The organism is Escherichia sp. WS1368, assembly GCF_046487485.1.
Classification (GTDB): domain Bacteria; phylum Pseudomonadota; class Gammaproteobacteria; order Enterobacterales; family Enterobacteriaceae; genus Escherichia; species Escherichia coli.
Genome location: NZ_JBJQJI010000001.1, coordinates 1,067,430 through 1,080,794, shown reverse-complemented (window position 1 = coordinate 1,080,794; position 13,365 = coordinate 1,067,430). Strand labels below are relative to the sequence as shown.

Sequence of the window (13,365 nt, the reverse complement as noted above, 5' to 3'; positions counted from 1 at the left end):
TTGCGTGTGGTCAGGTTACTGACCACACGCCCCCTTCATTTCACCCTTTGGCCTGTAACTCAATGATATTATGCTCAAGTTTTGCGATGAGCTTAATCAGTTGTTCCAGTTCCTCTGCGGAGATGCCATGTAAAATTTCCGCGCGGGTTTTGTTAATAACAGCTTCCATTTCGCTGATCAGCGGCTCTGCCTTTTCCGTCAGTTTAATACGTTTAGCCCGACGATCGCTGGCACAAGTTTGACGCGAAATTAACCCTTTTTCTTCCAGTTGGTCCAGAGTACGGACCAGTGATGGCTGCTCGATGCCAATCGCTTTTGCCAGTTGAATTTGCGACTGGTCTGGAGGTAACTGATGGATATTGTGTAACGTAACCCAATGGGTTTGTGTTAACTCCAGCGGTTTCAGGCGATGGTCTATCAGAGCACGCCATATGCGCACCAACCGTGCCAGATCAGAACCTAGTGGCGATTCCAATTTCATCTCCTTATAATTAGCTTGCTAAGATATTATGCGGCTTTTAGAATAGTGTGCAGCAATTGTATTGCTAAAACAAATGTATTGCTGCATTTGGTTACCGTCAGACATATTTTTCAGAAATTGCGCGTAAATTTTTCGCACTTAAAGAATATTTATTAATCTAACGCAATATATTCGGTCGTAAAGGAATCTACTTTGTGAAGTTTATGCTCAATGCAACAGGATTGCCCTTACAAGATCTGGTGTTCGGTGCGTCCGTCTACTTTCCTCCGTTTTTCAAAGCCTTCGCGTTTGGATTCGTCATCTGGCTTGTCGTACACCGCCTGCTTCGTGGCTGGATCTACGCCGGTGACATCTGGCATCCCTTGTTAATGGATTTATCGCTGTTTGCGATTTGCGTTTGCCTTGCCCTGGCAATACTGATTGCGTGGTAACTATGTCAATTAAAACAATTAAGTATTTCTCAACAATCATTGTAGCGGTAGTTGCGGTTCTTGCCGGATGGTGGCTGTGGAATTATTACATGCAATCTCCGTGGACACGCGACGGGAAAATACGCGCTGAACAGGTTTCTATCACCCCTCAGGTGTCGGGACGTATTGTTGAGCTGAATATAAAAGACAACCAACTGGTTAACGCGGGGGATCTTCTGCTCACGATCGATAAAACGCCCTTTCAGATCGCCGAGCTGAACGCACAGGCTCAGCTGGCGAAAGCGCAATCTGACCTCGCAAAAGCCAATAACGAAGCGAATCGTCGTCGTCATCTCTCACAAAATTTTATTTCTGCCGAAGAACTCGATACCGCTAACCTCAATGTTAAAGCGATGCAGGCCAGTGTTGATGCCGCACAGGCGACGCTGAAACAGGCACAATGGCAACTGGCGCAAACGGAAATTCGCGCCCCGGTGAGTGGATGGGTGACTAACCTCACTACCCGCATCGGCGATTACGCTGACACCGGGAAACCGCTGTTTGCCCTTGTCGACAGCCACTCGTTTTACGTCATTGGTTATTTTGAAGAAACCAAGTTGCGCCATATCCGCGAAGGTGCACCAGCACAAATTACCCTCTATAGTGATAACAAAACGTTACAGGGTCACGTTTCCAGTATCGGTCGGGCGATTTATGATCAGAGCGTTGAAAGTGACTCAAGCCTTATTCCGGATGTGAAACCTAACGTCCCCTGGGTTCGACTTGCCCAACGCGTTCCCGTCCGCTTTGCGCTGGATAAAGTCCCAGGCGATGTCACGCTGGTGTCGGGCACCACCTGTAGCATTGCCGTAGGTCAATAATGAACGCATCGTCATGGTCCTTGCGCAATTTGCCCTGGTTCAGGGCCACGCTGGCGCAATGGCGTTATGCGTTACGCAATACCATTGCCATGTGTCTGGCGCTGACGGTTGCCTATTATTTAAATCTGGATGAACCCTATTGGGCGATGACCTCGGCTGCCGTGGTTAGCTTTCCCACCGTTGGCGGTGTCATCAGCAAAAGCCTCGGACGCATCGCTGGCAGTTTGCTCGGAGCCATTGCGGCACTGCTTCTTGCCGGACATACGCTCAATGAGCCGTGGTTTTTTCTTTTGAGCATGGCGGCGTGGCTTGGCTTTTGTACCTGGGCCTGTGCGCACTTCACGAATAATGTCGCGTATGCATTTCAACTGGCGGGCTACACGGCTGCCATCATCGCCTTTCCGATGGTTAATATTACTGAGGCCAGCCAGCTGTGGGATATCGCTCAGGCGCGCGTTTGCGAGGTGATTGTCGGTATTTTGTGCGGCGGCATGATGATGATGATCCTGCCGAGCAGTTCCGATGCTACTGCCCTTTTAACCGCATTGAAAAACATGCACGCCCGATTACTGGAACATGCCAGTTTACTCTGGCAGCCTGAAACAACCGATGCCATTCGTGCAGCACATGAGGGGGTGATTGGACAGATACTGACCATGAATTTGCTCCGTATCCAGGCTTTCTGGAGCCACTATCGTTTTCGCCAGCAAAACGCACGCCTTAATGCGCTGCTCCACCAGCAATTACGTATGACCAGTGTCATCTCCAGCCTGCGACGTATGTTGCTCAACTGGCCCTCACCGCCATGTGCCACACGAGAAATTCTCGAACAGCTGCTGACGGCGCTCGCCAGTTCGCAAACAGATGTTTACACCGTCGCACGTATTATCGCCCCGCTACGCCCGACCAACGTCGCCGACTACCGGCACGTCGCCTTCTGGCAGCGACTACGTTATTTTTGCCGCCTTTATCTGCAAAGTAGTCAGGAATTACATCGTCTGCAAAGCGGTGTGGATGATCATACCAGACTCCCACGGACATCCGGCCTGGCTCGTCATACCGATAACGCCGAAGCTATGTGGAGCGGACTGCGTACATTTTGTACGTTGATGATGATTGGCGCATGGAGTATTGCTTCGCAATGGGATGCCGGTGCCAATGCATTAACGCTGGCAGCAATTAGCTGCGTACTCTACTCCGCCGTCGCAGCACCGTTTAAGTCGTTGTCACTACTGATGCGCACTCTGGTGTTACTTTCGCTATTCAGCTTTGTGGTCAAATTTGGCCTGATGGTCCAGATTAGCGATCTGTGGCAATTTTTACTGTTTCTCTTTCCACTGCTGGCGACAATGCAGCTTCTTAAATTGCAGATGCCCAAATTTGCCGCACTGTGGGGGCAACTGATTGTTTTTATGGGTTTGTTTATCGCTGTCACTAATCCCCCGGTGTATGATTTTGCTGATTTTCTTAACGATAATCTGGCAAAAATCGTTGGCGTTGCGCTGGCGTGGTTAGCGTTCGCCATTTTGCGTCCAGGGTCGGGTGCTCGTAAAAGCCGTCGTCATATTCGCGCGCTGCGCCGGGATTTTGTCGATCAGCTAAGCCGCCATCCAACACTGAGTGAAAGCGAATTTGAATCGCTCACTTATCATCACGTCAGTCAGTTGAGTAACAGCCAGGATGCGCTGGCTCGCCGTTGGTTATTACGCTGGGGTGTAGTGCTGCTGAACTGTTCTCATGTTGTCTGGCAATTACGCGACTGGGAATCGCGTTCCGATCCGTTATCACGAGTACGGGATAACTGTATTTCACTGTTGCGCGGAGTGATGAGTGAGCGTGGCGTTCAGCAAAAATCACTGGCGGCCACACTTGAAGAATTACAGCGGATTTGCGACAGCCTTGCCCGCCATCATCAACCTGCCGCCCGTGAGCTGGCGGCAATTGTCTGGCGGCTGTACTGCTCGCTTTCGCAACTTGAGCAAGCACCACCGCAAGGTACGCTGGCCTCTTAATTACTTAATTACACCACAGGCATAGCGTTCACCGCCACCGCCCAGCGGTTTAGGTTGATCGGACATATTATCGCCGCCAACATGGACCATCAGTGCTTTGTCTTTGACTTCATCCAGTGATTTCAGACGAGGTGCGATGACGGCATCGGTAGCTTTGCCGTCATTATTGACGACCAGTGCAGGCAGATCGCCTAAATGCCCGGCACCTTCTGGCCCTTCATGTTTACCGGTATTTTGTGGATCAAGATGCCCGCCTGCGGATTCCGCGGCGCTGGCTTTGCCATCTTTGGTGGCTGGCTGGCAGCTTCCTTTGGCATGAATATGGAAGCCATGTTCACCGGGGGGTAATGCTTTCAGATCGGGCGAAAACTCCAGACCTTTATCGGTTTCAGTAATGGTGACGCTACCAATTGACTGCCCAACCCCTTGCGACGTGACGAGGTTCATCTCGACTTTTTCACTGGCAGCTTGTGCGCCGGTCGCAACAACCAGCGCCAGAATGGCCAGACTAAAACGTTTCATAGGACCTCCGTTCATTGTGCATTCCTGAATAAGTGTAAACCAGTGACACATTTTTGAACGGCGGCTATTCCTAAAAGTGCTTACGGTACGTCGTAACCCAATGCCGCTTTACGGATACGGAACCATTGTTGACGGGTCATTTTCAGTGTTTCAGCTTCGACAGCTGCCCGTACGCGCTCAATTTTACCTGAGCCGATAATTGGCAGCGGCTGCGACGGTAAACGTAATACCCAGGCGTAAACCACCTGTTCAATCGAGCCCGCGTTTAACTCCTCCGCCACCACAGCCAGTTCATCACGCAGCGGCTGGAAATAATCATCATTAAACAGACGACCACCACCAAGGCAGGACCACGCCATCGGACGAACACGCAGTTGTTGCAGTTGGTCGAGCGTGCCATCCAACAGTAACGGCTGATGTACCGGGGATATTTCCACCTGATTAGTGGCAAGGGTAAACGGCAGGCGTGATTGCAAAAGCGCAAATTGCGCAGGCGTAAAGTTCGATACGCCAAAATGACGCACTTTGCCGCTCTGATGCAGATGTTTAAACGCGTCCGCCACTTCATCGGCATCCATTAACGGGTCTGGTCGGTGGATTAACAGCAGATCCAGATGATCGGTCGCGAGATTAATTAGCGACTGTTCGGCGCTCTTAATGATGTGATCGCGGTCAGTGATGTAATGACCAATGACGTTTTCTTCACGCGCGGTCGTCGCGATACCGCATTTACTGACGATTTCCATCCGTTCACGCAGGTGAGGTGCCAGTTTCAGTGCCTCGCCAAACGCCGCTTCGCACTGATAGCCACCATAAATATCAGCATGGTCCACGGTGGTCACGCCGAGATCCAGATGCTCTTCAATAAAACTGACCAGCTGGCGGGCGGACATATTCCAGTCCATCAATCGCCAGTAGCCCATCACAAAACGGGAAAACTCCGGGCCTTGCGGCGCAATAGTAATACGCTGAACCATAATCGCTTCCTCTTATCAGATATGAGAGGAGTATACGCAAGATTAGGCTCAAAAGAGTGATGGTTGCTCCGGTTCGTCTGATGACGCTGGCTTATTTGCGCGTAATTTGCGCATTAATCGCTGCCGACAAAGGCGCAGCACCTCTTGTTTTTCGCCATCGCTCATTTTATTCCAGTTAAAACGCTCATCCCGACTACGAAAACAGCCGCGACAAAACCCGCGTTCGTCAGACTGGCAAATTCCCCGGCACGGGCTCTGGACGGGAAAAAACTCTAATTGCTCCGCCACTTCGCCCTCCTCAAATAAGATTATTACCATTATTGAAGCTGTTAATGCCCAAAGTAGCAACTTTGCTTGCACTAGACCGACTGGTCTACTACACTCCAACGCATGAACAAACACACCGAACATGATACTCGCGAACATCTCCTGGCGACGGGCGAGCAACTTTGCCTGCAACGTGGATTCACCGGGATGGGGCTAAGCGAATTACTAAAAACTGCTGAAGTGCCGAAAGGGTCCTTCTATCACTACTTTCGCTCTAAAGAAGCGTTTGGCGTTGCCATGCTTGAGCGCCATTACGCCGCATATCACCAGCGACTGACTGAGTTGCTGCAATCCGGCGAAGGTAACTACCGCGACCGCATACTGGCTTATTACCAGCAAACACTGAACCAGTTTTGCCAACATGGAACCATCAGTGGTTGCCTGACAGTAAAACTCTCTGCCGAAGTGTGCGATCTGTCAGAAGATATGCGTAGCGCGATGGATAAAGGCGCTCGCGGCGTGATCGTTCTGCTCTCGCAGGCGCTGGAAAATGGCCGTGATAGCCATTGTTTAACCTTTTGTGGCGAACCGCTGCAACAGGCACAAGTGCTTTACGCACTATGGCTGGGTGCGAATCTGCAGGCCAAAATTTCGCGCAATTCCGAGCCACTGGAAAACGCGCTGGCACATGTAAAAACCATTATTGCGACGCCTGCCGTTTAGCAGGCATTTTTTATCACCAGACGACCGGGAGCCTTTATGTCATCTGAAAAACTGTATTCCCCACTGAAAGTGGGCGCGATCACGGCGGCAAACCGTATTTTTATGGCACCGCTGACGCGTCTGCGCAGTATTGAACCGGGTGACATCCCTACCCCGTTGATGGCGGAATACTATCGCCAACGTGCCAGTGCCGGTTTGATTATTAGCGAAGCCACGCAAATTTCTGCCCAGGCAAAAGGGTATGCTGGTGCACCTGGCATCCATAGTCCGGAACAAATTGCCGCATGGAAAAAAATTACCGCTGGCGTTCATGCTGAAAATGGTCATATGGCCGTACAGCTGTGGCACACCGGACGCATTTCTCACGCCAGCCTGCAACCTGGCGGTCAGGCACCGGTAGCGCCTTCCGCACTTAGCGCGGGAACACGTACTTCTCTGCGCGATGAAAATGGTCAGGCGATCCGTGTTGAAACATCCATGCCGCGTGCGCTTGAACTGGAAGAGATTCCGGGTATCGTCAATGATTTCCGTCAGGCCATTGCTAACGCGCGTGAAGCCGGTTTTGATCTGGTAGAGCTCCACTCTGCTCATGGTTATTTGCTGCATCAGTTCCTTTCTCCTTCTTCAAACCATCGTACCGATCAGTACGGCGGCAGCGTGGAAAATCGCGCACGTCTGGTGCTGGAAGTGGTCGATGCAGGGATTGAAGAATGGGGGGCCGATCGCATTGGCATTCGCGTTTCGCCAATCGGTACTTTCCAGAACACGGATAACGGCCCGAATGAAGAAGCCGATGCACTGTATCTGATTGAACAACTGGGTAAACGCGGCATTGCTTATCTGCATATGTCAGAACCAGATTGGGCGGGAGGTGAACCGTATACTGATGCGTTCCGCGAAAAAGTACGCGCCCGTTTCCACGGTCCGATTATCGGCGCAGGTGCATACACGGTAGAAAAAGCCGAAACGCTGATTGGCAAAGGGTTAATTGATGCGGTGGCATTTGGTCGTGACTGGATTGCGAACCCGGATCTGGTCGCCCGCTTGCAGCGCAAAGCTGAGCTTAATCCACAGCGTGCTGAAAGTTTCTATGGCGGCGGTGCGGAAGGCTACACGGATTACCCGACGCTGTAATCCAACATTGCGAGCGGCGCAAAGCCGCCGCTATACTAAAACAACATTTTGAATCTGTTAGCCATTTTGAGGATAAAAAGATGCGTCTTCTTCATACCATGCTGCGCGTTGGCGATCTGCAACGCTCCATCGATTTTTATACCAAAGTGCTGGGCATGAAACTGCTGCGTACCAGCGAAAACCCGGAATACAAATACTCACTGGCGTTTGTTGGCTACGGCCCGGAAACCGAAGAAGCGGTGATTGAACTGACCTACAACTGGGGCGTGGATAAATACGAACTCGGCACTGCTTATGGTCACATCGCGCTTAGCGTTGATAACGCCGCTGAAGCGTGCGAAAAAATCCGTCAGAACGGCGGTAACGTCACCCGTGAAGCGGGTCCGGTAAAAGGCGGCACTACGGTTATCGCGTTTGTGGAAGATCCGGACGGTTACAAAATTGAATTAATCGAAGAGAAAGACGCTGGTCGCGGTCTGGGCAACTAATCTCCTGCCGGGCGTGAACTCATCGCGCCCGCATCTTTACTGCATCGACAAGTAATATTTGTCATAATGCGCGCTGCAATTTATCCGTATTAAGAGAATCAGATGTCCGATAACGCTCAACTTACCGGTCTGTGCGACCGTTTTCGTGGTTTTTATCCTGTTGTGATCGATGTTGAAACAGCCGGATTTAACGCCAAAACCGATGCGCTGCTTGAGATTGCCGCCATCACCCTGAAAATGGATGAACAAGGCTGGCTGATGCCGGACACCACATTACATTTCCACGTCGAACCATTTGTCGGCGCAAATTTGCAGCCAGAGGCCCTCGCCTTCAACGGCATTGACCCGAACGATCCCGATCGCGGCGCGGTCAGCGAATACGAGGCGCTGCACGAAATTTTTAAAGTTGTACGTAAAGGCATTAAAGCGAGCGGCTGTAACCGCGCCATTATGGTGGCGCACAACGCCAATTTCGATCACAGCTTTATGATGGCCGCCGCAGAACGCGCCTCACTGAAACGTAACCCGTTCCACCCTTTCGCCACTTTTGACACTGCTGCACTTGCCGGGCTGGCACTCGGACAAACCGTATTGTCAAAGGCTTGCCAGACCGCTGGCATGGACTTCGACAGCACCCAGGCGCACTCCGCGCTGTACGACACCGAACGCACTGCTGTGCTGTTTTGTGAAATCGTCAACCGCTGGAAACGTCTGGGAGGCTGGCCGCTACCTGCCGCCGAAGAGGTGTAATCGAGTCGATGCCTGATGACATGCAATGGTTCAGGCATCTATAGTGAGGCTATTCCACGCATCATGCATGATATTCACGGGGAATAGCGTTAATGGCAGATAATCCAAACCTTTCATCGCCCCTGCCGGACGTGTTTTCACCGGCAACCCGCGACTGGTTTCTTCGCGCCTTTAAACAGCCGACCGCTGTCCAGTCGCAAACCTGGCATGTAGCGGCGCGAGGCGAACATGCGCTGGTGATTGCACCGACTGGCTCCGGGAAAACGCTGGCAGCATTTCTCTACGCCCTCGATCAGCTCTTCCGCGAAGGCGGCGAAGATACCCGCGAGGCGCATAAACGTAAAACCTCACGCATCCTCTATATTTCACCGATAAAAGCCCTTGGCACCGACGTTCAGCGCAACTTGCAGATCCCGTTACAGGGTATTGCCGATGAACGGCGGCGGCGCGGCGAAACGGAAGTCAATCTTCGCGTGGGGATCCGTACTGGCGATACGCCTGCACAGGAACGCAGCAAACTCACCCGTAATCCGCCGGATATTCTGATCACCACACCCGAATCACTCTATCTGATGCTGACCTCCCGCGCGCGCGAAACGCTACGCGGCGTCGAAACGGTAATTATTGATGAAGTCCACGCGGTAGCAGGCAGTAAACGTGGTGCGCATCTGGCGTTAAGTCTGGAGCGGCTCGATGCGCTGCTCCACACCTCAGCACAGCGAATTGGCCTTTCTGCCACTGTGCGTTCAGCCAGCGATGTGGCAGCATTTCTTGGCGGCGATCGCCCGGTTACGGTAGTCAACCCGCCCGCAATGCGCCATCCGCAGATACGAATTGTCGTACCGGTCGCCAATATGGATGATGTCTCATCGGTCGCCAGCGGCACCGGCGAAGACAGCCATGCCGGCCGGGAAGGCTCCATCTGGCCATATATTGAAACGGGTATCCTTGATGAAGTGTTGCGCCATCGCTCGACCATTGTCTTTACTAATTCACGCGGGCTGGCGGAAAAACTGACGGCACGATTGAATGAGCTTTACGCCGCACGCTTACAGCGTTCCCCGTCTATCGCCGTTGATGCGGCCCATTTCGAGTCGACCTCCGGCGCAACCTCTAACCGTGTACAAAGTAGCGACATTTTTATTGCCCGCTCACACCACGGCTCCGTCTCTAAAGAACAACGAGCAATAACCGAACAGGCGCTGAAATCGGGTGAATTACGCTGCGTGGTCGCAACCTCCAGTCTCGAACTGGGGATTGATATGGGCGCGGTGGATCTGGTGATTCAGGTGGCAACGCCGCTTTCTGTTGCCAGTGGGTTACAACGCATTGGACGTGCCGGACACCAGGTAGGAGGTATCTCCAAAGGGCTTTTTTTCCCCCGAACCAGGCGTGACTTAGTCGATTCCGCAGTCATTGTTGAGTGTATGTTCGCAGGCAGGCTGGAAAACCTGACACCACCGCATAATCCACTCGACGTCCTTGCGCAGCAAACCGTTGCCGCCGCGTCGATGGATGCATTACAGGCAGACGAATGGTACTCCCGCGTACGCCGTGCCGCACCGTGGAAAGATCTGCCAAGACGTGTTTTTGACGCCACGCTGGATATGCTTTCCGGGCGCTATCCCTCTGGCGATTTTTCTGCTTTTCGACCAAAACTGGTCTGGAACAGGGAGACCGGGATATTGACCGCCCGACCTGGCGCTCAGCTGTTGGCGGTTACCAGTGGTGGCACCATTCCGGATCGTGGCATGTATAGCGTGTTATTACCCGAAGGTGAAGAACAGGCCGGTTCGCGGCGGGTGGGTGAACTGGATGAGGAGATGGTATATGAGTCGCGGGTGAACGACATTATCACTCTCGGCGCTACCTCATGGCGGATCCAGCAAATCACCCGCGATCAGGTGATTGTGACTCCTGCTCCGGGTCGTTCTGCCCGCCTTCCCTTCTGGCGTGGTGAAGGTAACGGACGTCCGGCAGAATTAGGCGAGATGATCGGCGATTTTCTCCATTTACTGGCGGATGGCGCGTTCTTTTCCGGGACTATTCCCCCGTGGTTGGCAGAAGAAAATACGATCGCCAATATTCAGGGGTTGATTGACGAGCAGCGCAACGCGACGGGCATCGTTCCGGGGAGTCGTCATCTGGTCCTCGAACGGTGCCGTGATGAAATTGGTGACTGGCGTATTATTTTGCACTCTCCCTATGGAAGACGGGTGCATGAACCCTGGGCGCTGGCGATTGCCGGGCGAATACATGCACTATGGGGCGCTGACGCGTCTGTGGTTGCCAGTGATGACGGCATTGTTGCGCGCATTCCTGACACCGATGGTAAATTGCCCGATGCCGCGATTTTTTTGTTTGAACCAGAAAAGTTGCTGCAAATTGTCCGCGAGGCGGTAGGCAGCTCGGCACTTTTCGCCGCCCGTTTTCGCGAATGCGCCGCGCGGGCATTATTAATGCCGGGCCGCACGCCGGGCCATCGCACCCCGCTCTGGCAACAACGGCTGCGCGCCAGTCAGTTGCTGGAAATCGCTCAGGGATATCCGGATTTTCCGGTCATTCTCGAAACCCTACGCGAATGTCTGCAAGATGTTTATGATCTTCCCGCGCTGGAACGTTTGATGCGTCGCCTGAACGGTGGCGAAATTCAAATATCCGATGTCACGACCACTACGCCCTCGCCTTTCGCCGCTAGTTTATTGTTCGGCTATGTCGCGGAATTTATGTACCAGAGCGACGCCCCGCTGGCAGAGCGCCGGGCATCCGTACTGTCGCTGGACAGCGAGTTACTGCGCAATCTACTCGGACAGGTCGATCCGGGGGAATTACTCGACCCGCAGGTCATTCGCCAGGTGGAAGAAGAGTTGCAACGACTGGCTCCTGGCAGAAGAGCGAAAGGTGAAGAAGGATTGTTCGACCTGCTGCGCGAACTGGGGCCAATGACCGTTGAAGACCTGGTGCAACGGCATACAGGCAGCAGTGAAGAGATTGCGTCGTATCTGGAAAATCTTCTTGCAGTAAAACGAATCTTCCGGACGATGATTAGCGGGCAGGAGCGTCTTGCCTGTATGGATGATGCCGCCAGGCTGCGCGATGCTCTCGGCGTACGACTACCAGAGTCACTGCCAGAGATTGATTTGCACCGAGTCAGTTACCCGCTTCGCGACCTCTTTCTGCGCTATCTCCGGGCTCATGCTCTGGTCACGTCTGAACAACTGGCTCATGAGTTTAGTCTCGGTATTGCCATTGTCGAAGAGCAACTTCAGCAACTGCGCGAACAGGGGCTGGTGATGAATCTGCAACAAGACATCTGGGTGAGCGGTGAAGTATTTCGTCGTCTGCGTTTGCGCTCGCTGCAAGCCGCCAGAGAAGCGACACGTCCCGTTGCGGCCACGACCTATGCGCGATTGCTGCTGGAACGTCAGGGCGTATTACCCGCCACCGATGGTAGCCCGGCACTCTTTGCCTCAACATCGCCAGGCGTTTATGAGGGCGTGGATGGCGTCATGCGGGTGATCGAACAGCTTGCCGGAGTCGGTTTACCCGCCTCACTCTGGGAAAGCCAGATCCTGCCTGCCCGCGTACGCGACTATTCGCCAGAAATGCTCGATGAATTACTGGCAACCGGTGCGGTTATCTGGTCGGGGCAAAAAAAACTGGGTGAAGATGACGGCCTGGTGGCACTGCATCTACAGGAATATGCTGCAGAATCGTTCACTCCCGCCGAAGCGAATCAGGCGAATCGTTCGGCACTGCAGCAAGCGATAGTCACGGTTCTGGCTGACGGAGGAGCCTGGTTTGCACAACAAATCAGCCAACGGATACGCGATAAAATCGGCGAATCGGTTGATCCCTCGGCACTGCAAGAGGCGTTATGGGCGCTGGTCTGGCAAGGCGTCATCACCAGCGATATTTGGGCACCGTTACGCGCCCTCACCCGCAGCAGTTCCAACGCGCGCACCTCAACTCGCCGCAGTCACCGGGCTCGTCGTGGGCGTCCTGTCTATGCACAACCCGTCTCGCCGCGGGTATCTTACAACACACCAAAGCTGGCCGGACGCTGGTCGTTATTGCAGGTGGAGCCACTAAACGATACCGAAAGGATGCTGGCGCTGGCGGAAAATATGCTCGACCGCTACGGCATCATCAGTCGTCAGGCGGTGATAGCCGAAAATATCCCTGGCGGGTTTCCATCGATGCAAACGCTTTGTCGAAGTATGGAAGACTCCGGGCGAATTATGCGAGGTCGTTTTGTAGAAGGTTTGGGGAGTGCGCAATTCGCTGAACGTCTGACTATTGACCGATTGCGCGATCTGGCGACACAAGCCACGCAAACGCGCCACTATACACCAGTGGCGCTCTCCGCCAACGATCCGGCTAATGTGTGGGGAAATCTTCTGCCCTGGCCTGCACATCCGGCAACGCTGGTTCCAACGCGTCGGGCGGGTGCGCTGGTGGTCGTTTCTGGCGGCAAATTGTTACTCTATCTGGCGCAAGGCGGCAAAAAAATGCTGGTCTGGCAGGAAAAAGATGAATTACTCGCCCCAGAAATTTTCCAGGCGCTGACCACCGCACTGCGTCGCGAACCACGGCTGCGCTTTACGCTAACAGAAGTGAATGATCTACCGGTCCGGCAAACGCCGATGTTTACGCTGCTGCGTGAGGCGGGATTTTCAAGTTCGCCACAAGGGCTGGATTGGGGATAGATAAAGAACTG

12 protein-coding genes are annotated in these 13,365 nt (G+C 53.3%); 8 read left to right on the top strand and 4 right to left on the bottom strand.

All coding sequences use genetic code 11. The features are described 5' to 3' along the window. Positions 1-40 precede the first annotated feature (40 nt). Positions 41-475 carry a transcriptional regulator SlyA gene (gene slyA, locus ACJHYD_RS05280; protein WP_000445640.1) on the bottom strand — a complete coding sequence of 145 codons (435 nt, stop codon included), beginning with the start codon at positions 473-475 and terminating at the stop codon, positions 41-43. 200 nt (positions 476-675) lie between these two features. Here slyA and ACJHYD_RS05275 point away from each other — a divergent pair, with 200 nt between their 5' ends. From ACJHYD_RS05275 to ACJHYD_RS05265, 3 genes are read left to right on the top strand one after another with little or no spacing between them, the layout of a single operon-like run. Next, a complete protein-coding gene (locus ACJHYD_RS05275; RefSeq protein WP_000670998.1) occupies positions 676-912 on the top strand; it encodes a DUF1656 domain-containing protein in 237 nt (78 codons plus the stop codon). Between the two features lie 2 nt (positions 913-914). Further along, positions 915-1,772, top strand: a complete 858-nt coding sequence (locus ACJHYD_RS05270; RefSeq protein WP_001300356.1) for an HlyD family secretion protein — start codon at positions 915-917, stop codon at positions 1,770-1,772. After that, the gene (locus ACJHYD_RS05265; protein ID WP_109553729.1) at positions 1,772-3,784 is read left to right on the top strand and encodes an FUSC family protein; all 2,013 of its coding nucleotides are present in this window, start codon (positions 1,772-1,774) and stop codon (positions 3,782-3,784) included. The genes ACJHYD_RS05270 and ACJHYD_RS05265 overlap by 1 nt, the downstream gene beginning before the upstream one ends. Here ACJHYD_RS05265 and sodC read toward each other — a convergent pair whose 3' ends face one another. From sodC to ACJHYD_RS05250, 3 genes are all read right to left on the bottom strand, one after another. Beyond that, positions 3,785-4,306 carry a superoxide dismutase [Cu-Zn] SodC gene (gene sodC, locus ACJHYD_RS05260; RefSeq protein ID WP_001298528.1) on the bottom strand — a complete coding sequence of 174 codons (522 nt, stop codon included), beginning with the start codon at positions 4,304-4,306 and terminating at the stop codon, positions 3,785-3,787. A gap of 80 nt (positions 4,307-4,386) precedes the next feature. Then, positions 4,387-5,283 carry an aldo/keto reductase family oxidoreductase gene (locus ACJHYD_RS05255; RefSeq protein WP_000250656.1) on the bottom strand — a complete coding sequence of 299 codons (897 nt, stop codon included), beginning with the start codon at positions 5,281-5,283 and terminating at the stop codon, positions 4,387-4,389. 48 nt (positions 5,284-5,331) lie between these two features. Then, positions 5,332-5,571, bottom strand: a complete 240-nt coding sequence (locus ACJHYD_RS05250; protein WP_000840481.1) for a DUF1289 domain-containing protein — start codon at positions 5,569-5,571, stop codon at positions 5,332-5,334. Positions 5,572-5,673: 102 nt separating this feature from the next. On the opposite strand from ACJHYD_RS05250, the gene nemR reads away from it, so the two are divergent. The 5 genes from nemR (at position 5,674) to ACJHYD_RS05225 (ending at position 13,354) form a co-directional block, all read left to right on the top strand. After that, on the top strand, positions 5,674-6,273 hold the full coding sequence (gene nemR, locus ACJHYD_RS05245) for a DNA-binding transcriptional regulator NemR (RefSeq protein WP_001032943.1): 600 nt from the start codon (positions 5,674-5,676) through the stop codon (positions 6,271-6,273). Positions 6,274-6,309: 36 nt separating this feature from the next. Continuing rightward, positions 6,310-7,407: an N-ethylmaleimide reductase gene (gene nemA, locus ACJHYD_RS05240; RefSeq protein WP_000093589.1), complete on the top strand. Its 1,098-nt coding sequence runs from the start codon at positions 6,310-6,312 to the stop codon at positions 7,405-7,407. 80 nt (positions 7,408-7,487) lie between these two features. Beyond that, positions 7,488-7,895 (top strand): lactoylglutathione lyase, encoded by a 408-nt coding sequence (gene gloA, locus ACJHYD_RS05235; protein ID WP_001237796.1) that lies wholly within the window; start codon positions 7,488-7,490, stop codon positions 7,893-7,895. Between the two features lie 102 nt (positions 7,896-7,997). Beyond that, complete coding sequence (gene rnt / locus ACJHYD_RS05230; RefSeq protein ID WP_001282281.1) at positions 7,998-8,645, top strand: ribonuclease T; 648 nt, start codon at positions 7,998-8,000, stop codon at positions 8,643-8,645. A gap of 92 nt (positions 8,646-8,737) precedes the next feature. Then, entirely contained in the window at positions 8,738-13,354 is a 4,617-nt protein-coding gene (locus tag ACJHYD_RS05225; RefSeq protein ID WP_001551164.1) for an ATP-dependent helicase, read from the top strand. Positions 13,355-13,365: the final 11 nt, after the last annotated feature.